Source organism: Vibrio sp. 1580 (genome assembly GCF_033340055.1).
Genome location: NZ_JAWOVT010000749.1, coordinates 1 through 516 on the forward strand (window position 1 = coordinate 1; position 516 = coordinate 516).

Consider the following 516-nt stretch of genomic DNA (forward strand, 5'->3'; position numbering starts at 1 on the left):
TTCATCGTATTGCGGTATTTCTGAATCGATGTAACTGACATCCACTCCGACGATCGCCATGCGTTCAACAAGGGTTGATTTGTTTTCTATCGGATCACCGACGCGCAACAGACCTTTTTGCTCATAGAAAGGATATTGATATTGCGAGAATTCAGAAAGCGAAGCAAATACCGTATTAAACGAGGCATCCATCTGCAAAGGCGAGCGCAAGCTGGCTAAAAACTGGTCCAACTTCCCTACCGTGATCTCATTGCTCAGTACCGATAGCGTATCCACACTAGGCGCAGGAAAGCTCACATGGGCTTTATTTGCAAACAACCAGTTAACGCCTTCTTGAGGAACCTGCTCAAGATAGCTGAGGTACATAAGGAGGGAATCGGTCATCACCAAATCGAAGTCAAGGTTGTCTCCTTTCCATCTTACTTGGTTAATACGAGGCAGTTGGTTGTCAAACTCTTTAGAAACGTCAGCAAGCGCGACCAGCTTCATCTGAAAAATGAACTGTTCAACATCGCT

1 pseudogene is annotated in these 516 nt (G+C 45.3%); it reads right to left on the bottom strand.

The features are described from left to right. A pseudogene (locus R7093_RS28180) lies at positions 1 to 516 on the bottom strand (murein L,D-transpeptidase); the annotation flags it as partial.